This window comes from Anabaena sp. FACHB-1391 (assembly GCF_014696755.1).
GTDB classification, from domain to species: domain Bacteria; phylum Cyanobacteriota; class Cyanobacteriia; order Cyanobacteriales; family Nostocaceae; genus Dolichospermum; species Dolichospermum planctonicum.
On the sequence record NZ_JACJQS010000010.1, the window covers coordinates 41,230 to 64,433 of the forward strand.

Genomic DNA, 23,204 nt, shown 5'->3' on the forward strand with positions numbered 1-23,204 from the left:
TTATTTAAGTTTTGAGTCCCATGTCTGGAGAATTTTGAGGATTTTGATAATACTTATGTGCGGCCATACAGATGGCAAAAAATCCCCACAAAATCATCCCGGAAACACTCAACATTCCACTACCAATAATTAGTTGTGAACAAGAACTAATAGCAATAGCCCGAGCGGCACTAACAAAACTATCAAACCGCGCTTCCGTATATTGGCTAACAGTAATAATCATTAAGATTAATCCGCCCATATAAGGAATAGCCCCCAACCACCCCAGGGTAAAAAACATATCTAAAATGCCACTATCAATGACAACTACTTCTATTTGTCCGGTTTTTTCGTTGACTTTCCAGATATTTCCTAAACCATTACCGAAACTATTAGTTAACGCTAAACCAAGATTCCTCTCATAACTGCCTGATCTATCTTTTAAACTGCCATCTTGTTGCAAATTAGCAAAAGTTTCTAATCGAGAATTTACAACTTTAGCAATTGGTTCTATAGTTAGCAAGGGGAGAACACAGATGGACATTACTAAAATGATTGTAATTAATCGCATTTGAATTTTAGCTTTTACAGAACCCATAATCATAATTATCCCCAGTAACCAACCGCCCCAATTAGTCCTAGCTTGTGATAGCAAAAACGATAAATAGCCCACGGCTGAAGCGGGAAAAATTAACGGACCTGAACTGGTGAATAATAATAACAAACCTGCTTGCATAACGGCACCAAATGGACCTACTGAATGCAGTGTACTCCAGACACGCATCCCAAAAGGGACAGGATTTCCAGAACTAGTAAAAAGTTTTGATTCTATTAGCCAAAAGCGATCCCACTCCGGTGCTACGACAAATTGATATATACCGTAAGTTCCTATCAGCAAAACACACCAGAGAAATACACGCTGAATATTTTGTTTATAGCTGGGATAATCTCGCCAGTTGATAAATAAGTGAAAAGCGAAAAGAATGGGACTCATCCAGTCTAGAAAACCCCGGATTACTGGAATTGGTTGATTGTAAACTAGACCGATCAAAAAAGCATAGAATACTCCAATAAAACCCAAAATAAAAGGTAAACCACCTTTACGAACTGCGCTAGGAAGATATTTTAAAAACGTGGCTATGGTGACAAATACTACTAAATAAGGTGCTATGAGCATTTGACGGGTAGGGTCCCAGCCAACACGATAGTCAACTAAACGAGTCAGCAAAGGTGAAAGAAACCAGATCCACCAAGTGAAGCCAATGTAAAGTAGGGAATGGCGCAAATACAAAAATACAGCCACTAAGAAAGCTGTTACCGGAAAAATTAGACGCAATAGGCCAGCACTAATAAAATAATTAGCTGTGATTAAAAATAGGAAGCCAAGAATGACTATCCAAGCCTGTGCTGTTCGTTCTTGAGGATAGAAGTTTTGTCGTAAAAAACTATTAAAAAGTATCGGTTTGGAAATCACTTTGATCTCGATTTTGTATGAATAAAAATTTGGATGTTGGCAGTTTTTAATTAATAGCCAAAATGGTGTTTATCAAGGTTAAATTTTGCCAATTCAATTCTATAATGTTGATATCCTAACCATCTTCCTTTTAAGGATGCTTGCAATTTTTTGGTAGCAAGTTGTCCTTGTTTGGGAAAAAGTCGCAGCCATTGACATATTCCTAAACTTTCCCTTGTACCTACTAAAACTGACCAAAATAAAAATACAATCCGACGCAAAGGAGAAAGATGTTCTAATAAAACTAGGGTTTCATTATGGACTAGGTTAATTAATGCAATGTCGTTGAAGTTGTGCCGTTGATCTTCATCAAAACGTTGGGCTGGATAGTGATCTACAGCAATACTGGGATCATAAATCATTTTCCAACCTGCTCGTTTTAAGGTCAGAGTAAAGGACATTTCAAAATGCACTTGTGCGCCAGTGCCTTTCATTCTTTCGTCAAAGCGTAATTTTCCAATAGCTTGGGTGCGGAAGCTCATATTCACACCTTTAAGAATATCAACTTCACGGGGTGCGCCAATTCCTAAATGATGATTGCCTATAACGCGCCCAAACCATTGCAATTTACCAACAACTGGTTGGTACTTGTCTTCTAGTTTTCCCCCTTGATAAATCCAATCACGGCCACCAACTCCGCCAATGTGAGGATCAGCCAAGAAATGGGTATTAATTTTAACCAACCAGTCGGAATGGGGGGCCGCGTCATCGTCGGTGATGGAAAGAATGTCACCGTTGACTTTGACTAGTCCAGTGTTAAGGGCGGCCACTACTCCCGGCTGACTGACGGTAACGGTTTCTAGGGGTAGATGGTGGTGCTGTTGGTTAAGAAACTGCTGAGTTTCTGTGTCTGTATCCCTGATGACGACGATGGCCTGATCAACTGGTTTAGTTTGCTGTTCTAGGGCTTTCAGACAGCGGTACAGGTCTTGAGGACGGCGATAGGTGGGGATGAGAACTGTGTTTCTCATGGTTGGTTAATTCCGCAAATATATTGAGATAGTTTTGTGCCATATTTGTCCAACTATGTTTTTCCGCTAGGACGCGGGCGGCTTGTGCCATTTGTTGACGGAGTGGGCGATCGCTGGCTAATATAGATAAACTAGCTGCTAAACTATCAATGTGATCGGTTTCTGGCAAGACAATTCCTGCTTCTGCTGTGACTAATTCTGCACCCCCTGTAGCGGTGGCTGTAATCACAGGTAAGCCAGAAGCCAATGCTTCTAGTAGTACAAGGGTGCAAGCTTCGTAACGGGAAGGAAATACAAAAAAATCTGCTGCTTGCATAATTTGGGCAATATCTCGACGATATCCCAAAAAATGTACTCGTTCACTGATACCTAAATTATTTGCCAATTCTAAAAACGGACTTCCTTTTGTATTGCCAACTACAGCTAAATGTAAATCAGCAACTTTTTTTAAAGCTTTTAATACCGTATCTAAATTTTTTCTCGGTGTGCGAATATCTCCGGCAAATAATGCCAAATTAACATTTTCCGGTAAACCTAATAGGCTACGAGAAGTAACACCAGGAGTAAATTCTTGTAAGTCTACACCATTGACAATTACCCGAATTTTTTGGCGAGGTACACCAATGCTAACCAATTCTTCCGCTACTTTTTCGGAAACAGCAATAATACTTTTAGCCTGAGAAAAAGCTTGTTTTTCCCAATAGGAATTAGCGGCGGTAAATAACCATTGATATAAACCGTAAAAATCTTTACGACTGCGAGAAATATGCACAGGCGATCGCCACCATGAACTATGAACAAAATGCACAGCATTTACATCAGCTGCACTCATAGTAATTGCACCATTGACTTTAATTAAATCCAAATTACCTCGATTTTTATCCAACCAAGCTGCACTTTTTTTCGCAAAAATGAAATTGCGGATAAATTCGCTAGGATAACCTTCCACTGGGATAGAAATCCAACTAACTGCACGATTTTCTAATAATTCAGGGGCAACTTCACTGGCTAATAATGTTAATTGATAACCCCGACGAATTGCTTCTTGAGCTACTTCATAATTAACTCGTCCTTGACCATCACCTTTTTTGATTTTGTGGGTAACAATACAAAGTTTCACTTATTACCTCTCTTAAACATTCAAGATTTTATTTGTTAAATTGGGGGGAATAAAACTGATAATCAGGGCAGCTAAAGTTCGCAAATTAAATTTTTGTTCACTTAAAGTCTGCCAAAAATAACGGCGAGCATCTAGGATTTTTTGATCTCGTAATAAGCCAATTCCTAGAGTTGTATTAGCTGCTAACCATTTTTTTCTAAAGTGGGAATTAAATTCCTTTAAACGTTCATCCTCCATAAAGACTTGATAACAGAAGATTTCACTTTTACCTTTACGAATTTTTGCTTGAACGTTACGTTTTCCACTGAGCATAGTATCAGTTTGTTCATGGGCGCGATATCGTGTTAATCTTTCTGGTTGATAGTAGACTCCATGGCCAGATATACAACAAAGATATGTTAAATATAGATCCCACATTCCTCCAACTTCTGGTGGAATCATCTCCCAATTAATTAAACTATTACGAATTACAGCAGCCGCAGCGGTAGATATACTTTTATCAATTAGGCCAATTTTGTAGAAATTTTGATGAATTCCTGGGGTGATTTTATCTCGCTTAAATCCCCGTGAATTTTCCTCAGTTCCAGAATAATTAATTTGTCCTTGAGCGTCAATAATATATTGGTCGCAAAAAGCGAGAATTAAATCAGGATTTGCTTCTAAAGGGGGTACAAGTTTGACTAAAAAATCTTCATTCCACATATCATCATCATGGAGACTGGCAATATATTTACCTTGTGCCATTTTAAAAGCATGAAGTTGATTAGCTAACATCCCAATATTTTCTGGGTGTCGGTGAAATTTAATGCGTGAATCGTTAAATGATTCTATTAAAGATGCAGGATTTTCTGAACTACAATTATCACAAACTATAATTTCAATATTTTCATAAGTTTGTTGAACTGCACTATTAATTGCTTGTTTCAAGTATTCTGGGCGATTATAGGTAGGGATAATAACGCTAACTAGGGGTTGTGTGAGTTGAGAATTAATAAACATGATTGCAATTCCTTGATTTTTAATTGATATCCCCAACTTCTTAAAGAAGTTAGGGATGTTTAAATTCAGTAATAGTTTGTGAGTAGATTTTTTCTAATTTGTGAATGTGAAGATCAAGAGAAAATTCTTGCTGAAACCATTGTTGACCTTCTTCACCCATTAATCGGCTTTTGTGATAGTTTGTTGCTAATTCGTTGATGGCATCTGCGAGATTTTGAATATGATTAGGTGTAATTAAAATACCTGTTTTACTATTTTGTACATATTCGGGAATACCACCAATTGAACTGGCAATTATGGGACGATAATGGGCATAGGCTTCTAGAGTTACTAGACCAGCGGGTTCAGGCCAAAGACTGGGAAAAACTACAGCTAAACACTGTTGATAAAGTGTTTTTAATTTGTCTTTATTACACCAACCATGCCAGGTAATACGCCTATTCAAACCTATTTTTTTAGCTAATTGTTCCATCTTAGATTTAATCCAACCTTCACCAGCAATATCAAGATGAATATTGGGGTTAGTCTTTGCTAAAGCTTTGAGTAACCATTCAATTCCTTTATCGGGAACAATGCGACCAACAAACAAAATTCGCTGATTTTGATGAATTTCTTGAGTTAAAGATGTCGTGGGATATTTAGGTTGTTTTACACCACAGTGAAGTGTAATTACCCGATGAGGTGATAAACCATTATTAATAATTTGCTCCCGCACATAATTACTATTAGCAATTATAGGAATATTGATTTTTTTAGCATTGCTGAGAAAATCGTAACTACTCCGCCAATTTTGCCATATTTTTTCCGGTCTACGACTACCACAACCATCTACTAAATGTCCCCAAGTACAGCCAAGGGGGTGCATATTGCGATCGCATTTCTGTTGACGATTTGCTAAATATTTTGTGCCACTAGGACAGTAACTACAATGATTATGAAGTGTAAATATCGCCGGGCATTCTCCCCGCAATTCTGCTAAAAATTCTGGATCATGAAGGTGGAGTAATTTACATTGTCCTTGGTCTAAATTTTGGAAAGAATTAATATGGTGATTACTCACTCCTAAGATTTCCGAATTTACCAAAGAAGCTATATAAGTTTCTAATCCACCACCACCTTTAATATTAGCAGCAGAACATTGATATATTTTCTGTTGAGAAACTATTGCATGATTCATATTCAACTTCTTGATCTTATTGGTTATTAGCTATAACAGTTAACGGGAACTTAATTTTATAGTCAAATTCAGCCAGAAATATCTAAATTCAACCAAAACTTATGTCTGACATCATTAACATAGTGTCTCAAAGCAATTTTCCTTTTATCGAACTTTTCTAAATACTGAAATTGGTCATCAACACTTAAAATAAACTTGGTTTTATCCAGAGGCTTTGCCTGATTATTGTGCATAGCTAAATGCACTACAGTTTGTTCTGTAAAATAAACAGGTACATCTACAAATTCAGTAACACGCTCTAAAGAACTTACCCAATTTATTTGCTGTTTTAGTATAAAAAACCCTGCATTTACTGGATTTAATTTTTCATGATTATGTAATATTATCCGTTCATCTAATGACGGTAAACAATCAGGTAAATACCAAGAATAACTATCATCTGAATCACATAAATTTACAAGTTCCTCAGCACCGGGAAAAAAGAGAATATCAGCATCAGTGTAAATTGTAGGTTTATCAATAGAAATTGAAGTTAATACAGCCAATCTTCTCCAAAATGCCATAATCGCACGATGAGGATAATTTACTACGTAATTTGAAATAGGTTTAGGTATATCACCTATTACTAAATCTTTCCATTCAATAACATCAACACAGGAATTTATTCGGCGTAAAATATTACGAGAAGATGACGAATAGCTACCATCAGAAATGACAATAAATTTGTTAGGAATACCAACATAACGAATAAATGACCTAATATTTGCTACTTGAATAGCGAAATCCCGTTCACAAGAAAAAGCATAGACATCTATATTGGCTTTTTTCTCTGGAGTCAGTGGAAAATTGACAATATTATTAATGGCTTTATTATATAAAAAACGATGAATTTTTGCTTGAAATTTTGCAGAATGATAGCCTATATTTACCATTGTTTTTATCCAAAAAATAAACAGAATACTTGATTAAAAGATGAAACTTAAGAGTGCAATTGAAATTTTTATATTGTTTCATTACACCTTGAATTTGTCTGATGCTTATGTACGGTAATTAACCTACTTTACAATGAAAATAATTAGTTAAAGTTGCGGTTGAGCAAATACTGTCAAAAATTTTTAAGTAGTCTTGCACCAGAATTTGATAACTTAATTCATTTTTTAAATGACTGCGATCAAATCGTAAAGGAGAGCCAGAAAACTTAGCTGTTATTATGTGATAAATTACTTCATTCATAGCTTTTACATCCGTAGGTTCTACTAACCAAACACCTGGTTTATCTTGTAAGTAATTCCAGTTTTCTCCATGAGGTACTGCTGCTAAAATAGGTCTATCTGTCATCAAATATTCATAGGTTTTACAAGAAATTCTTCCTCCTTGTGAACCATCTGGACGATTTGGTAAAGTTATTAATAATAAATCTGCTTGTCTAGCTAATTGAATAGCTTGAAAGTGAGGTAATGCTCCACATACAGTTACTATATCTGTTAGATTTTGATTTTCTAAAACTCGATTAACCACAAATTCTGGAAAACTATTACCATAAATCGAGAGTTTGATTTTGCTTTGCCATTCCGGGTTTTCTGCATTTACTTTTCTGATAGCTTCACCCACAAAAACTGGACTAGAACTACGATAATCAATTTTTGCTCGTTCATAATATCCCCATTTCAACCAAGCATGATAAAGTTTTTTCAGCAAGGTTTGTTCTTGAGGTAAATGATAGAAATCATACCAGCCATTCATCCCACCTGTATAAATAATCTCAAAAGATGAATTATCATTTTTCGAGTTAATAGGAGTAGCAAAATCTAAAGGATCTGCACCACAACGAATTAAATGAAACTTTGATTTTTGCGTTTCAGGCTGACGATTTTTGACTACATCTAAATTGAATTGAGAAACATAAACTACCGCATTTGCTTGTCGAACATAAAGGTTTTCTAGCCAAATTTCGAGATGATAATGTAACCAACTGACAGACTTAGGGTGCATATCAGTACAAATAAGTGAATCATCTAAACTAACTATTAAAGGTAACCTTGTGAGGAATTTTAGCGCAACTCCCACTAAACCTGCAGAATAGGGCATCATAATCACAAAAATAGCATCTGGTTGTTGCTTTTTAATTAATTGATAGCCTTTTAATACTGCTGGTAAAAACCAAAATATCTCTGAATCTGGCCAAATTAATAATGTTAATATTTTCTCAAGTCTCAGTTTTCCTAGCCATGTAATTAAAGTTTGTGGATACCAACTTTTTACATAATGAATATTAGATTTTTCTGATAAATAACCATCCTGTGTAGCTGTTAATACATTGATTTGCCAAGTTTTTTGAAATTCTCCCAATAGTTTATTAGCCCTATGGGCAATTGGCGTTCTTAAAGGTGGTAAATAATGGGCTATACAAAAAAGTTTTGGCTGATTTTGTAATTTTTCTGCCAAGTTATTTTGATAATTAGTAGATTTGTTTACTTTAGCAAAAGTTAAGGATAGAAATCCTAAAAAAGAATTATTCATTGCTATTATTATCTACATTATTTACCTGGATAATTTGAGTAATTAAAACCGGATTTATGATTTATAATCATATTAATCATCATGTCTATGGCTAACTTCATACTGCATTTGGTGATATTGCCAAAGTTTACCTTTTTGTGCTAAAAGTTCTTGATATTTACCCTGTTCTACTATTCGTCCCTGTTCTAAAACTACAACTTTATTTGCCTTAGCAATAGTAGAAAGACGGTGAGCAATAGCAATTACTGTGCGGCCAGCAGATAGCTTTTCTAGTGACTCTTGAATTAAACGTTCAGAAACAGAATCTAAGGCACTTGTAGCTTCATCTAAAATCAAAATTTCTGGATTTCTCAGCAATGCCCGGGCAATAGCAATTCTTTGTCTTTGTCCTCCTGATAACCGAACACCTCTATCTCCTAATTGTGTATTAAACCCCTCCGGCATTTCTAAAATAAATTCTAGAGCATTTGCCAATCGAGCGGCTTCTTTAATTTCCGTTTCTGTTACTTTTGGTGTACCATAAGCAATATTTTTCCAAACAGAAGTATTGAAAATAAATGTATCCTGACTAACAACTGCTATCTGACGACGAAGAGAGTTGATTTCAAATTTGCGAATATCAACTTCATCTATATAAATATAGCCATCACTAGCATCATGAAAACGAGGAATTAAATCTGCAAGTGTAGTTTTTCCGGCACCAGATGAACCAATTAATGCCGTCATTTCACCTTGTTTAATTGAGAGAGTAATATTATGTAAAACTCGTTGATTAAGACCATAATCAAAATCTACAGATACTAAATCAATTGACCTTTTTAAACCTAGAAATTTGAGTGTGCCATTTTGAAAGTAGATTTTATCATCAGTTTTCAGGAGATTCTTAATATTTTCTACTGCTCCGGATTGGGTAGTTAAAAAAGCTACAACTCCATTCAAATCTTGAGTCATAGGGATAATGCGAAATAGTACAAAGAAAAAGGTCAACAAAGCTGAAACCTTCATTAAACCTGTGACTAGTGCCACAATGATCATACTAATCAGAATTAGAGTAGATATACTCTCAGCTAAAGGTTTAACTACCAAAGAAATCCAGTAAACACTTTTCAAAGTGTCAACTATTTTTTCACTTGCTTTATAATACCGTTTGCGCTCAAATTCTTGAGTAGAAAAAGCATGAATTGTGCGTATACCTTGAATAAACTCTAGCGTCCTAGAAGTAAAGTTATCATTAGCTGTAGTAATACCAAAACTACGTTCTCTAATTTGTTTATTTAGTGTAGATAATGCCACCGCCAAAAGACTAAATAGCAAAATTGAAACTATGGAGAGTTTCCATGAAAGGATAAACAGGGAAACAGAATAGACTATGAGTGCGAAGATTCTAGTAATTAAAAAAGCTATACCCCCAAAAATTTGTCTAATTCTCTCCATTTCATTGGTGAGTATATTAATTAATTCTCCAGATTTTTTCTGATTAAAATAGCTGAGAGTTTGAGCCTCCAATTGTTCAAAAACTCTTTTACGGAGCGTGTCTACTAAACTTATTTCGCTAAACTGGATGCAAATTTGTGCTAAGTAGTTAAAAGATGCACGCATACAGGTTGTGATCACAATTAAAGCTGATACTCGATATAATCGATCATTTACTGAACCATTAATTCCTAAAATCAAAATATCAAACCACTCAATTCCTGTTTTTACCGGTTCAGCACCAGGAGTAGTTAAACTTTGCAAGAATACCAATAGAAATCCTAAACCAAACCCTTCAAAACTTGCAGATAAAATTGAAAACACTAAGGCTAAAATTGCTACAATTCGAAAATGTTTAAATTGTCGTAATATTAACCGATTATTTTGCCAAAAACTTGTAGCCTGGAAGAGTTTTACCGTTGACAGTATAAATGCTGTCTGCATAGTTTTCCTTGTTTTTAATTAGGTGCATAATTCACGATGAAAAACATCAAAACAGGAAATATTCATCCAATAGAAAATTAGATAATTTCCCTGATCTGTAGGCATTTAAATTTTAGCCTTTATCTGCCATATATTGATAAATTCGGTTAGTTGATTTAACTTTTTTCTGTTCTTCTAAACTTAATTTGACTGCATCTTCTAAAGATAAACAATGATTGTTAATTAAGCAATATTTTCCCTGCAATACATTCAATAAATTAGAGAAAATATCCAGAAAGTATTTACATAAACCAGAGGGGAAATTTCTGGTATCATCTTTGAACTTTGAGTGAAATTTGATCGACTGAAAAAGTTGACCATTTGCGCCAACATACCATTCATAATTAAGCAGAATTCTGGCGGAATATATTTGCATAATTATCAATCCTCCAATCAGAAATGGCATCATAAATAAGAGTAAAAATAACGCCAAATTCCAATCAATTATTCTTGAAAAAAATCTGAAAAATTCATTACTTTTTTTTGGCAATTTCTGATAACTAGGAATACTCATAAATATGGGCTTATTAGCCTTTTGACAAGCATCTGCCCAAAGTCTTAATAAAGAATCACCGATTTTTGGATCTATGCTCACTAAGGTAATTGGAGAATGTTTTAAGCACTCTATTAAAGATTGTTGATTCTCTAGTGAAGCTAAATAGGGATGTGGCAATTTTCCAGAACTTTTGACTAATAACTTTCCTCTGCGCCATTTTAATGTGCAGGATAGGGAGCTAATATTTTCAGACTGCTGAGGTATAATAGAGTTATTATTTAGATTAGAAATAACTGAGGTTGGCATAATATTGTCAGTGATAAAATAGTAAAAGATTGAGTGTATCTCCAGTCACAGAAAATTAGGATTACTGTTTTTCTGTCGTTTTATTCACAATAAAAGCAGATATTAAATATTTGAAGTGAATTTAACTTTCATTGCTAGATAGGTTCTCCTAATAATATCTGTATATGTCAATATCAATAGCAAAAATTAACTAAGATAGCTATGAATTAACGCCACTTCGTATTTCCTTTAGGTTTGAGGATTTTAATATGTCTTTCGATCTCTACAATATAAGACCTTTGATTAATAGATCATGGATAAACAACTTCTTTATTCACTCTTTAAATAGATATTACTTTTATTGGCAAAATATTAAGCTACGATAAATGAATTAATTGTCACTAAATAAAGTTAACCAAAATTTGGTTTTCATAAAACATATTATTATCAAATATATAAAACTCATATTTTATTTTTATTTTATTTTTGAATCTCATTTCAGAGACCCGACTTCTTAGAGCAGTCGAGGATATTGTTGTTGAGAAATTATTCAATGCCAAAAACCCCATGACTACCTATTGGAGTCCGGGGGTGTTTGAGAATGTCCTAACTATTTAACTAAATTGAGTGATCAAATATTCTGCCTTATTCTTCCATTGCTGGTTGCAAAACGAATTGTTTTGGCTTTACATAAGGGACATAGGTGCTATCAGATGAAGATACACCATTAGCTACAACTCCAATCAAATTTAACTTACTCAACATCGCTGTAGCTTGATTAAGTTGGGTGCGTGTCACTTTACCAATACTTGCCATTATGATCACACTTCGACAAGATGATGCTGTGAGCATAGCATCCACTAAACCAAGAACGGAAGGGGCATCTATGAGTACCAAATCATAATTTTCTTCAAATGCGGCCATCAATTGCTTCATGCGAGGAGAACTCAAAAGATGGGCAGGATCAGTCGGTATTGGTCCAGCGGTTAAAATGTCAATGTAAGATGAGCCAGAGTAAGGAACACTGATGTGATTAGGTAGATTAACTTCACTTTCTAATAAAGTTGAAAGTCCCTGTTCATTGGGAAGATTTAGTTGTTTGTGGAGATTAGGATCGCGGAGGTTAGCATCAATAAGTAAGACCTTTTTATGCAAACGAGCCGCACTCATAGCTAGACCTAACGCCAAAGCTGACTTACCATTATCTGGTAATGCTGATGTCACCATTAAGGATCTCAAATCAGAGACATTATTGAGTAGTTCGATATTTTTGTAAATGAGATCAAGTGATTCCCAGCGGGGAGGAGATTGTAGTACCTGAATTGTCCAAGGAGCAAGAACTTCTGGTTTGCCAAATGGCAATTTGATCATTGATTCTCTGGGTTTAGCAGGTGGCAATTTAGGAGTTGTTCCTAATAAGGGGAGAGAAACCTGTTTTTCTAATTCAGCCGTAGTATGCACAGAATCATCAGATGCTTCACGAATAAAGGCAGCAATACCTCCTAACATTAAACCAATTACTGCTCCTAATAATAGGTTTTGTCTGATGTTGGGACCAGTTTGAACTCCTTCTTGGGGTTCTTCTACTACTTCCCAATTAAATCCACCTTTAGAAAGTTCTTGACGTAATTTTTGTTCAGATCTTAATAATTGCTCCAATCTTTCTCTGCTAAATTGTAATTGGGGAAGTATGCGATTGTAATAAGCCAATAGAGAAGGAAACCGCTTTAGATCCGTTTGTAATTCTTTTTCTTTTGCTGCTAAAGTTTGGTCGCGGGCTGTTAATGCAACTATGGTAGTTTGGGTTTCTACTAATTGACCTGTGAGATTAAGATCAATTTCTCCAAGTTGTCCTTGTTGTAAAAGATTGTCTCCAGAACTAAGGACTGGATTAGAACTTTGTCCTAAAGTTCTGCTAACTTCTTTTTGCAAAAGTTGTTTTTGACTTTGCAGTTGTTCTTGTAATTTTTGAACGCTGGGAGTATCTTCAGTGAAGCGTAAGCGTTCCTGTGCTAAAGCTAGTTCTGTTTTTTGGATTTCATTGAGTAAACCTTGGTAGCGGGTAGACTGACTTAAACGAGAAGAAACTAGAGCATTTTGTGGAGAACGGTTTAGTTGTGCTTGCAAAGATTTTTGTTTTGCTAAAGCTTCTTCATACTGAGAACGAGTTGCTTGTCGTTCCTGTTGCACAGTATTTAAAGTGGTCTCTATGGTTTTGGCCTGAGTTTCTGGATCAATTAAATTCTGATTTCTGCGAAATCGTTGTAGATTTGCTTCGGAAACAGTTACTTCATCGGTAGCTTTTCTTAATTGATCTTTAATGACTTGTAGACCCTTTTGTAAGCGTGAATTTTGCTGTTGTTTGTTATATTCTAAATAAACTTGCTGAATAGTATTCAGAACTTTTTTAGTTTTCTCTGGATCGTTATCGCTATAATCAACTTGAAAGATTTTAGTGGCAATATTATCATCTTTGGTCTTGATTTGATTTAAGACCAAAGAGTTTTTTAAATCCATTACTGTTAAGTCTGGATATTCAGATTTGAGTTTATCAACTGCTTTTTGAATCAGTCCAGAACTCTGCATTAAGTTCAGTTGAGTAGCGGTATCTATCTCGATGTTAGTATCGGTAAACTGACTTTCGGTGTTATCAGTTTCTTTCTTCCCTTGATAGTTAGGTTCTACTAACAATTGCATGGTGCTTTTGAAGCTGGGTTCTGTTTTTAAGGCCATGATACCAGCGATGGCTGTAGAACTCAAAAATACTAATAATATCCAGGGAAATCGTCGCCACAGTACAGCAAAGATTTGTCCGTAACCTGGATCGGTTTCTGAGGCTGAATTTATATTTGGATTTAGACTAGTTTGAACCACTTTTATTATCCTTATCTACTATACACTACCCAAACACCTAAACAATCAAATAAATTAACAATAGACACCACTGGCTTGATCAATAATTCGCTCAACTTTACCAAAAAATGACTGTTCTGAAAACTTGCTAACAGCATGATTACGAATGGTTTCATAATCCCAAGATATTCCTCCAGCTTCTAGTAATGCTGCTTGTAAAGAGCATGGTGTTTGTCTTTGAAAAAATACACCTGTTTTCCCTGGTATTTGAGTATCTAATACTCCACCTGCTCCATAGGCAATTACTGGTGTACCACTAGCATTTGCCTCGACTGGAACTAATCCATAATCTTCTAAAGCCGCAACAATAATTGATTTGGCTTTAGAAAATAAGTCTTTACGTTCTTTATCACTAACATGACCAAGAAATTGGATGTTGGGTAATGCCTGAGCTTTTAATTTTTCTTGTTCTGGTCCATCACCTGATATTAATAAATTCCAGCCTAGCCAATTAAAAGCTTCGACTATTATATCAAGACGTTTATAACTTATCATCCGCGCCGATGCCAGGTAATATTCCTCTTTAGTATCGGAAAAAACAAAGTTGCTTGTATCAATTGGATAATTAACAACAATGGCTTGTTTGTGATATATCTTTTCAATTCGCTGGGCAACAATGCTAGAGTTGGCAATGTAAAGATCCGGTTCTTGAGCATATTTCAGGTCTAGATTTCTGATGATTTTAAATACTTTTTCAATCAGGGGAGCAAAGTATCTATAGTCTCCATATTCCCGTAAATAAGTTTCTGTATCCCATAAAAAACGGGTAACATTATGACAAAAACAAATATGTCTGGCTTGGGGTTTTTTCCGTACTGCCTTGGCAAAACTTGTGCTACTGCTAATAATCAAGTCATAGTCTTGTAGATCCAAAGACCGAAATGCTGGAAAATACAGGGGAGCTAACATCCGAAAATATTTGGTTGCACCAGGAATTTTCTGCAAAAATGTGGTATTGATAATTCTTTCCCCTAGATCAATACTCTTTTGTGCATCATATAATGAGGTGAAAATGTCGGCTTCGGGATAGCGTTTGCACAATAATTCAAATACGCGTTCTGCTCCACCGCGCTGAGTTAAGTAATCATGGACGAGAGCAATTTTCATAACGGGTTTCCTATAATTTGGTCATGGGTGATGGGTAATTGGTAATTGGTAATTGGTAATTACTAATTCCTATTCCGTATTAATTGATTTTTATACCAATCTATTGTTTGTGCTAAACCTATATCTAAAGGTGTGATAGGTTGCCAATTAAGTTTGGTTTGAGTGAGGCTAGTATTGGCAATTGTGACTTTTTCGATTGGCCTATCTGGTAACACGCCAAATAAAGGCTGAACAGGCGCACCTAATAAGTCTCTGATGTTTTCTACAACTTGGCGAATTGATACCAGAATCCCTGAACCTAAATCATAAGTGCCACCTTCAATGTTCGGCCTCTGTGCAGCAGCAATTAGTCCGGTAATGACATCATCTACGTAAATCCAATCAACTTCTCGTTTACCACTGGCTAGTTTTGGCGGCTGATTTTTTAATAAGGACAGGATGACTGAAGGAATAATTTTGTGTCCGGGTTGTCTAGGTCCATAAGTCATAAAAGTCCGGGCTATGACTACGGGTGTTTGATAAAGTTGATGAAACATCCTCCCATAGGCACTACTAGCCCATTTAGCAGCGGCGTAGGGAGAGGCGGGAATAATTTCCTGATTACTCAATTCTGGTTCTTCCAGAGAGCCGATGAGGACGATACGTTGGCATTCTATTTTGGTGGCTACTGTTAAAATGTTAACGGTACTGGTGAGTAAACTGTGATAAGTGGGTAATACCAGTTCTGCTCCCGCTGCACCTGTGACGTTACCAGATAAATGAAAGATCACATCTGGCTGAATTTTCATTAACAGTTTTTCTACGGATTCTATGTCTTCTAAATTGCTTTGCCACCAGTTTAAATTGGGGGTTGCTGATGTCTGTACTCGCCGGGAAATTGCGTGTACTTCTGCACCAATTTGACACAAGCGATCGCATAAATGATTTCCCAGGAAGCCACTAGCACCTGTAATTAGTATTTTTTGCTCAGATAAGCTCGAAATGAAGTTGTTCATTTTAACTGCAATAAATCATGTTTAAATAAGGCATCGGCTGATTGTTTGATCACTGTAAATGGCAAACCAGATTTATCAGCAATATCCAACAAACTATGATTACCATCTGATAAATTTAGTACCCAAAGAATTGCTAGTTCATTGAGTTGTTCTTCTGCTTGTCCACCCACTGCCCGATATAACCCTCTTTTCCCCAGTCTTGGTTCACATTTAGGATTCTGATTTAAGTAGGTTTTATTGTCTTCTAGAATCTCCATGGCCGATAAACATTTGGAGAAAGAATCTACTAAATCAGGAATTTGGACAAATGACAAATTATCGGCGGATGTATGATATTCAGGAAAACTACCATGAGGCGATCGCATCAAGCAACCTACAGCGAGATTAAATCCAGGAGAACAATATTGCCTTTCATCATAACCATAAGGGAAAAAATCAATAATTTCATATTTTTCTTTTCCGTTTTGCATAATATGAACTAATATCCGATCAATTTCAGCATCACCTCGGCGACTTTTTTTATAATTAATTTTTCCTGGATCACCAAGACAAGTTAATACTAAACCATGTTTAATATTGTGAACTTGTGCCTCATTTAAAGACAGCCAAGTAATAGAACCAATCGTCCCTGGAATAAACAGAAATCTGTAAGAATAGTTTAAAGATATCTGGCTAAGATGTTTAGCTAAAAAAGTAGCGATCGCTATTCCAGAAAGGTTATCATTTGCCAATGAAGGGTGACAAACATGACAAGAAATTAGCACTTCATCACTGGTATCTCCGGGAATATAATACTCACCATAACTGAGATAACCAGGCTCTAAAGAAGAATCTATACAAACTTCATATTCTTCATCTCGTAATCCCAGATATTGATTATGACTTAAACAAAAGCCCCAACTTTCTCGATAATATGAAGTGCGATAAGGAACCCAATCTGGATAATCTGGCAGAGTAAATAAGTGATTTTTTAATTCAGATAAAGAAATTTTCTGATGTACAGGCACACTATAATTAACAACATGAAGATTGGATTTTTTGAAATCAATAATCCGTTCACCTTCAGAGTTTTTGATATAAGCATCTCGAATATTCCATTCTTTAGGTACTGTCCAATCAAATACTTGAGTACCAGAAGGAACTTCATGAACTAGTAAAGGAATATGCTGTTGAATTAACCGGAGAGTCTCCCGAACACCATTACCAGTAATACTGCGGCAAATAGGATACATTTGAGTCATCAATTGATAAATTTCTTGACCAATATTCCCCGGTTGTATCATTGGTTGATTATCAATTAATTTATCTTGTTTAATAGGAGTATGAACCATAAAAAACCTCACGAATTTATGAAAATAATCCCTGCTAAAATACATCTTTCTATATCCAAATCGTTGAGTTAAATATTTTTTCTTCTCTCCCTGTCCTTCGTGCTGAAAGTAGCTAGTCAAAAAAATAATTTTAGACTCAACAGAAGCCTCTGGAATTATATATGTAAATTCAGAGGTCTAATGAAAATATCAGGAAACCTCTGAATTATTTTGATAGTTTTTTTAAAACTATTTTATTAGTGCCAATAAAGTTTCTGCTGCCGGAGCAAAATAAACTGATTGTTCAGCGCGTAATTTATCGCAAAGTCTGCCTTCAGGTAATTCTACATCATCGTAAGTGAGAACCTGATCTTTAGGAATATCGCGCTTCAAGCGACATCCTTCTGCAATACCCATTGGTAGTAAGTTTTGTTGTTGAACAATGGGGGAATTTTCACATTGTCCATAGGTCATGTAATAACCAATACCATCAATGGTTTCTCCGGCTCGGAGGTCAATTTTGGCCGTGGTGACAACATCAACCACCGGACCGGCGATTGGTGTCAGTACAGCATCATGAAAGAGGACAGCACGGGCTACTGATAGGGGAACTTCAAAATGGCACAGGTGATAGGGGGTGTAGAAACTGTAGAGAGGTCCTTCACCTAGTTTATACAGGTTGAGATAATGACGTTGTTTGGGGTCTTCATGGGTAGCAAAAACAAATACTCCCGGACCTGGTTTAGCGCCAACGACATAATCAACGATACCGCCTAATTCTTGCAGTTGGTCAATATCGTACATTTTAGTCATTTCATCAACGTGACCCGTGTAGTCATATCCCAACATCCCCCGCTTGGCTACTTGCATCCCTGTACCATTAGCTACGATCGCCTGCTCAAAGGAGATTTTTGTACCATCAGCAAAACTTGTCACCATGGCGGGATTTTGACCCCAGCGCTGGGCGAAACCGGCTTGGGTGGTGGGGTTGCGGTAAGGGTCTTGTAAACCCTTAATATTGCCACACAGAAGGGGCTTTAAACCGATGCTTTTGACAAAGCGGTAGAGATTCATCTCTACCCCTGGTTGGTCGCCGTCACAGGCACTCAGGATGACTCCAGCCCGGTCTGCGTGAACTTTGAGGATGGGTCCAATTGTGCCATCAAGTTCGGCATTCATTAAGATGATATGCTTTTGATGAGCGATCGCAGACATGACCAAATGAGTCGCGTATTCAATTGTCCCGGTGACTTCAATGATTGCATCTATACCATCTGCTTCACATAGCAGCATAGCATCTTCGGTGATGGCATATTCATTTTCAGCGATTGCATCTTCCAAATCAGCTAAATTGGCAATAATTTTGATATTTTCAATTCCTGCTTCTAAATAAGCTCGTTTGGCTGTATCAATGTGACGATTAGAAATAGCCACCAACTCCATTCCTGGCACAGAATTGATAATTTGATTAGCAATGCCTCGACCCATAAAACCAGCGCCAATCATCGCCACTTTTACTGGTTTACCTAATGCAGCCCGTGCTTGTAAAGCCTTATCAACAATAATCATAATTAAACTCCTATCAAAATAGATTCTAGTAAAGGCCAATTCCGATCTTTATCAGACATTTCTGTGGCAGTTAATGGCCAAGAAATTCCTAAAATTGGGTCATCATAACGTAATCCTCGTTCATATCCAGGAGTATAAAATTCACCGACTTGATATACAACTTCTGCACCATCTGTTAAAGCTTGATAACCATGAGCAAACATTTCTGGTACATAAAGAGCGCGGCGATTTTGGGCAGTCAATTCTATACCAATATGCGATAAATAAGTTGGAGATTCAGGACGCATATCAACAATTACATCATAAATAGCTCCTTGAGTGCAGCGAATTAATTTTGTTTCTGCTGCGGGGAGAGTTTGATAGTGCATTCCTCGCAATGTACCTTTTTTATGATTAAAAGAAAGGTTACATTGGGCAACTGTGGGTTTTAAACCATGAGCGATAAATTCATCAGCGCAGAAAGTGCGAGCAAAAAAACCGCGAGAATCAGGCTTTTCTTCCAAGTCAATAATGAAAGCACCAGCGAGTTTAGTAGAGGTAAAAATCATAGTTGTTTAGGAAATTTTTGTTGAGGATAATAGAATTTTTTTGATTTTAGGTTTATACCTTTAATCCTAATTGAGTATTTATTTTGGCAAAGGTATCATCATGATATTGTGTACAAAGTTCAGGTCGTTTAGGGAGGTTAGATGTGTATGTAAAAAACAGTGTTGAACGTTCTTTGGTTCTCACAGTTCCGTGATGTAAAATATTTCTAGTATCTGTAAAAATTACAGTTCCAGCTTTACCATGACATGATTTCCAAGCTGATTTAGGAATAACTTTCATCATTTTATCATCGTTAATTCCTAAAAAATTAACTCGCCATAATTCATAATCAATTCGATAATTATTTAATCGTTCTAGAGGATTTTTTGGCAGTGGTATATATTCAAATGGACCATGTTCTTCAGTGACATCATTGAGATAGATAATAACTTTAATCATGCGTCTGTCTTCAGAATCTTTATGCCATAGTAGGGTTTCCAATTGCTTCTCATTAGGAAAGTCTTTCCGCACATGAACACCATGAAAAGCGATAGGTAAACCTATATAATGCTCAATGATATTTTGTAGTCGGGTTTCAATTCCCCAAGCCAAGAATTCTGGTAAATCTGTAACCGTATAAATTTGCGGTAATTTATATCCGGCACGGATATTTCTAGAGTTTACCATACCATGTATAAAACTATTAGCAATAGCCAACATTTTTGGAGTAGATGATAAACCTAATTCTTCTAAAGATGTGATGCAAACACCTGATTGTTTGAGAGTATCAACAATCAATTTATCTGTTGAATTAATGGCAGGTAAATTTTTAGCATGATGCCAAAGTGACATTCGATAATTTAACTCAGAACTTAAAGTTGAGATTTTTTCTTGAATTTTTTGAAGCATAGTATACTTACCAATTAACACTAATCTTTATCCTCTATGGCTTCTGACTTCGGAAGTTGTTGTTATCTCCAGTTCTGCTTCCGCTACTTTAAATTCTTTCATGGGTATTAATTCAAAAGCTGCCACACTAGCTAAAGCCAAAAAAGGAACTACTGTCTTGATAGCCGATACAGGCCATCTTCTCATTGCCCCTAAAAAGACTTTTAAGTTTACTTCTTTGAAATTTTGGACAATCATTCGGCGACAATATGCTTGAGAATATCCAATTTCTTGAAGTTTTAAAATAACTTCAGGTATATGTTGGTATTGCATTAAAAGTGCGGCTTTTGGATCTTTTTGCCAATGACTAACACCAACAATACATTCTAAATAGTTATCTTTAGTGACAATGACATTTCCATGAGCAGCGCAATATCCCGTTAAATAACCAAAGTATATCCAATTCTTCTTCCCTTCTGGCCAAAATTCCAGGGCTTTTTGAACAGTTTCCGTGCGAAAAATAGTTGATGAAAGAAAAATTACAGCCCCGACACTTTTAGCAAAACTATGTTCAAAAATAGCTTTACCATCACCATTTCCGTCTTCACTATCAATATCAAACCAGCGATTACCAACTATTTTCGGAGGATGTACTTCTTCACCAGTAATTTTATTTCTACCTGAAAAATTCAGCAGTAATAATGATAAGTTTTCCTGTTGTTTAATCTGATCTAAAACATAAGTAATAGCTCGATTTTGAATGGGATCATCATCACCAATTGCCCAAACATATTTAGTTTTTGCAGCCTCTAGACAATAAGTGACATTTTTAATTACCCCAATATTTTCACTATTTTTATTGGTGTGAAATGTAATCTGATTGAGATTTTCTTTCCACTTATTAATGACTGCCTGAGTATTGTCAGTAGAACAGTTATCAGAAACTAAGATTTCACAGTCAGATTCATAACCTTTAATAGCTTCAGATAACCAACGTAATTGTTTATTAAGTAACTCGGCTCGATTGTAAGTAGGAATAGCAATAGTTAGTAATTTGTTCATGGTAAAAAGATATCTCTGGTAATAATTTATCAGGACTTGAGGATTTATTAGATACATTTTCCTGATTTTAATGAGGTTTCAAAGTGTGGGAATGAGGATAATTATTGTTTGAATAAAACTTTATCTCATAGCCCACAAGCTTCTTCACCATAATTAAAAATTGTTACTTATGATGCCATTAACATCATTTCGATGGGAGCATATTGATAAACTGTAACTTCAGGAATTGGTACGACAAACTGACCACCCCATTCACTAATAAATGACATCTGTTGCATGACCTCATCCTTGAGATTCCAAGGTAAAATTAGCAGATAATCAGGTTTAGTTTCGCGGATTTTTTCAGGATGTAAAATAGGAATATGAGTTCCTGGTAAAAATAGTCCTTGTTTATGGGGATTTCGATCTACTGTATAATCAATTAAATCTTTATCCACACCACAGTAATTCAAGAGTGTATTACCTTTAGCAGGCGCACCATAACCCACAATTGATTTACCTTCTGCTTTGGCTGTGAGTAGAAATTTCAGAAGTTTAAACTTAGTATCTTTGACTTTTTCTTCAAAGAAAATATATGTCTCTAGCCGATTTAAGCCAGCATAAATTTCTTTAGCTTTGAGTTGGGTAACCCGCTCACTAATTATGGGAAATGCAGCATGATCATGTTTACCATAAATTCGCAATGAACCACCATGAGTTGGTAATTCTTCAACATCAAAGAGGGTTAAGTTATGAGCCGCAAAAATTTGCTCAACAGAGAGGAAGGATAAATAAGAAAAATGCTCGTGGTAAATTGTGTCAAATTGATTATGTTCAATTAACTGTAATAAATGGGGAAATTCCATTGTTAAAATGCCATTTGGCTTTAAAACAATCTTCATTCCTGCTACAAAATCGTTGATATTGGGTACATGAGCCAATACATTATTACCCAGCAATAAATCAGCTTGTTGATTAGCGGCTACTAATTCTCTGGCTGTCTGAATTCCAAAAAATTTAGTCAGACTAGGAATACCTTTAGCAATAGCAACTTCAGCAGTATTCGCGGCTGGTTCTATTCCTAAAACGGGAATTCCCTTTTCCTGAAAATACTGGAGGAGATACCCATCATTACTAGCAATTTCAATTATTTGGCTATGGTTGTTAAAACCAAACTTTTCTACCATCAAATCAGTGTAAGCTTTAGCATGAGCTAACCAACTTTCTGAGTAGGAAGAAAAGTAAGCATAATCACCATCACCAAAAATGTGATCTGGAGATTCAAATTCTTCTAACTGCACCAATAAACATTCCTCACAAACATAGGTATGCAGAGGGTAAAACTTTTCTTTCTGATTTAACTGTTCAGATGTCAGATAGTCATTTGCTATTGGTGATTTTCCTAAATCTATAAAGGTATGTTGCAGTGGATTATGACAAAAGCGACAATTATTTTTCATGGACAATTACTCCCTATTCCTATTTGCTCTAAAATAAAGGGTTTTTATGATATGAAACGCACCAATCCTAAACTAACCTATCAATTATTTATTCTTGATTCGATTTACCCCAAAGGAATAAATTCATCAGAACAATTATCAAAAACTAAAATTTCACACTCTGTTTCAAATCCTTTGATAGCCCGGGATAACCAAGTTAATTGTTTATCTAGTAACTCGGCTCGATTGTATGTAGGAATGGCAATGGTAAGTAATTTTTGCATGATATGTTAATACCGATATGAGAAAATGACTTGGTATATAAGAAATGTAGGTTGGGTTGACTCAAGGAAATCCAACAAAATTATTAATCGTGTTGGGTTTTGCTGTCGCTCAAC

At 35.7% G+C, this 23,204-nt stretch carries 18 protein-coding genes and 1 pseudogene; all 19 read right to left on the reverse strand.

Translation table 11 applies throughout. The annotated features are described in order from the left end of the window. Window positions 1–4 precede the first annotated feature (4 nt). Window positions 5–1,453 carry an O-antigen ligase domain-containing protein gene (locus H6F62_RS06810; protein WP_190371651.1) on the reverse strand — a complete coding sequence of 483 codons (1,449 nt, stop codon included), beginning with the start codon at window positions 1,451–1,453 and terminating at the stop codon, window positions 5–7. A gap of 50 nt (window positions 1,454–1,503) precedes the next feature. Continuing rightward, a complete protein-coding gene (locus tag H6F62_RS06815) occupies window positions 1,504–2,463 on the reverse strand; it encodes a glycosyltransferase family 2 protein (RefSeq protein WP_190371652.1) in 960 nt (319 codons plus the stop codon). Continuing rightward, window positions 2,381–3,583, reverse strand: coding sequence for a glycosyltransferase (locus tag H6F62_RS06820; RefSeq protein WP_190371653.1), 1,203 nt, complete (start codon window positions 3,581–3,583; stop codon window positions 2,381–2,383). The genes H6F62_RS06815 and H6F62_RS06820 overlap by 83 nt, the downstream gene beginning before the upstream one ends. Before the next feature lie 12 nt (window positions 3,584–3,595). Further along, on the reverse strand, window positions 3,596–4,582 hold the full coding sequence (locus tag H6F62_RS06825; protein ID WP_137907410.1) for a glycosyltransferase family 2 protein: 987 nt from the start codon (window positions 4,580–4,582) through the stop codon (window positions 3,596–3,598). A 49-nt stretch (window positions 4,583–4,631) separates the two neighbouring features. Then, window positions 4,632–5,759, reverse strand: coding sequence for a glycosyltransferase family 4 protein (locus H6F62_RS06830; protein ID WP_137907411.1), 1,128 nt, complete (start codon window positions 5,757–5,759; stop codon window positions 4,632–4,634). 68 nt (window positions 5,760–5,827) lie between these two features. Next, entirely contained in the window at window positions 5,828–6,691 is an 864-nt protein-coding gene (locus tag H6F62_RS06835; RefSeq protein ID WP_137907412.1) for a hypothetical protein, read from the reverse strand. A 118-nt stretch (window positions 6,692–6,809) separates the two neighbouring features. Continuing rightward, window positions 6,810–8,279: a glycosyltransferase gene (locus H6F62_RS06840; RefSeq protein ID WP_190371654.1), complete on the reverse strand. Its 1,470-nt coding sequence runs from the start codon at window positions 8,277–8,279 to the stop codon at window positions 6,810–6,812. A 72-nt stretch (window positions 8,280–8,351) separates the two neighbouring features. Then, the gene (gene hepA / locus H6F62_RS06845) at window positions 8,352–10,196 is read right to left on the reverse strand and encodes a heterocyst formation ABC transporter subunit HepA (protein ID WP_137907414.1); all 1,845 of its coding nucleotides are present in this window, start codon (window positions 10,194–10,196) and stop codon (window positions 8,352–8,354) included. Window positions 10,197–10,308: 112 nt separating this feature from the next. Then, complete coding sequence (gene hepC / locus H6F62_RS06850; RefSeq protein ID WP_190371655.1) at window positions 10,309–11,037, reverse strand: heterocyst development glycosyltransferase HepC; 729 nt, start codon at window positions 11,035–11,037, stop codon at window positions 10,309–10,311. A 624-nt stretch (window positions 11,038–11,661) separates the two neighbouring features. Next, on the reverse strand, window positions 11,662–13,890 hold the full coding sequence (locus H6F62_RS06855) for a polysaccharide biosynthesis tyrosine autokinase (RefSeq protein ID WP_137907416.1): 2,229 nt from the start codon (window positions 13,888–13,890) through the stop codon (window positions 11,662–11,664). A 54-nt stretch (window positions 13,891–13,944) separates the two neighbouring features. Next, the gene (locus tag H6F62_RS06860) at window positions 13,945–15,036 is read right to left on the reverse strand and encodes a glycosyltransferase (protein ID WP_137907417.1); all 1,092 of its coding nucleotides are present in this window, start codon (window positions 15,034–15,036) and stop codon (window positions 13,945–13,947) included. Between the two features lie 62 nt (window positions 15,037–15,098). Beyond that, complete coding sequence (locus tag H6F62_RS06865; RefSeq protein ID WP_137907418.1) at window positions 15,099–16,031, reverse strand: NAD(P)-dependent oxidoreductase; 933 nt, start codon at window positions 16,029–16,031, stop codon at window positions 15,099–15,101. After that, window positions 16,028–17,362: a DUF4910 domain-containing protein gene (locus tag H6F62_RS06870; protein ID WP_228036453.1), complete on the reverse strand. Its 1,335-nt coding sequence runs from the start codon at window positions 17,360–17,362 to the stop codon at window positions 16,028–16,030. The genes H6F62_RS06865 and H6F62_RS06870 overlap by 4 nt, the downstream gene beginning before the upstream one ends. Window positions 17,363–17,590: 228 nt before the next feature. Further along, a complete protein-coding gene (locus H6F62_RS06875; protein WP_190371656.1) occupies window positions 17,591–18,910 on the reverse strand; it encodes a Gfo/Idh/MocA family oxidoreductase in 1,320 nt (439 codons plus the stop codon). 2 nt (window positions 18,911–18,912) lie between these two features. Beyond that, window positions 18,913–19,458 carry a dTDP-4-dehydrorhamnose 3,5-epimerase gene (gene rfbC / locus H6F62_RS06880; RefSeq protein ID WP_137907420.1) on the reverse strand — a complete coding sequence of 182 codons (546 nt, stop codon included), beginning with the start codon at window positions 19,456–19,458 and terminating at the stop codon, window positions 18,913–18,915. A 52-nt stretch (window positions 19,459–19,510) separates the two neighbouring features. Beyond that, the gene (locus H6F62_RS06885; protein WP_190371657.1) at window positions 19,511–20,347 is read right to left on the reverse strand and encodes a phytanoyl-CoA dioxygenase; all 837 of its coding nucleotides are present in this window, start codon (window positions 20,345–20,347) and stop codon (window positions 19,511–19,513) included. 27 nt (window positions 20,348–20,374) lie between these two features. Continuing rightward, entirely contained in the window at window positions 20,375–21,388 is a 1,014-nt protein-coding gene (locus H6F62_RS06890; RefSeq protein ID WP_190371658.1) for a glycosyltransferase family 2 protein, read from the reverse strand. 167 nt (window positions 21,389–21,555) lie between these two features. Then, window positions 21,556–22,827 carry a class I SAM-dependent methyltransferase gene (locus H6F62_RS06895; protein ID WP_190371659.1) on the reverse strand — a complete coding sequence of 424 codons (1,272 nt, stop codon included), beginning with the start codon at window positions 22,825–22,827 and terminating at the stop codon, window positions 21,556–21,558. A gap of 122 nt (window positions 22,828–22,949) precedes the next feature. Then, window positions 22,950–23,090, reverse strand: a pseudogene (locus H6F62_RS06900) (glycosyltransferase); the annotation flags it as partial. Window positions 23,091–23,204: the final 114 nt, after the last annotated feature.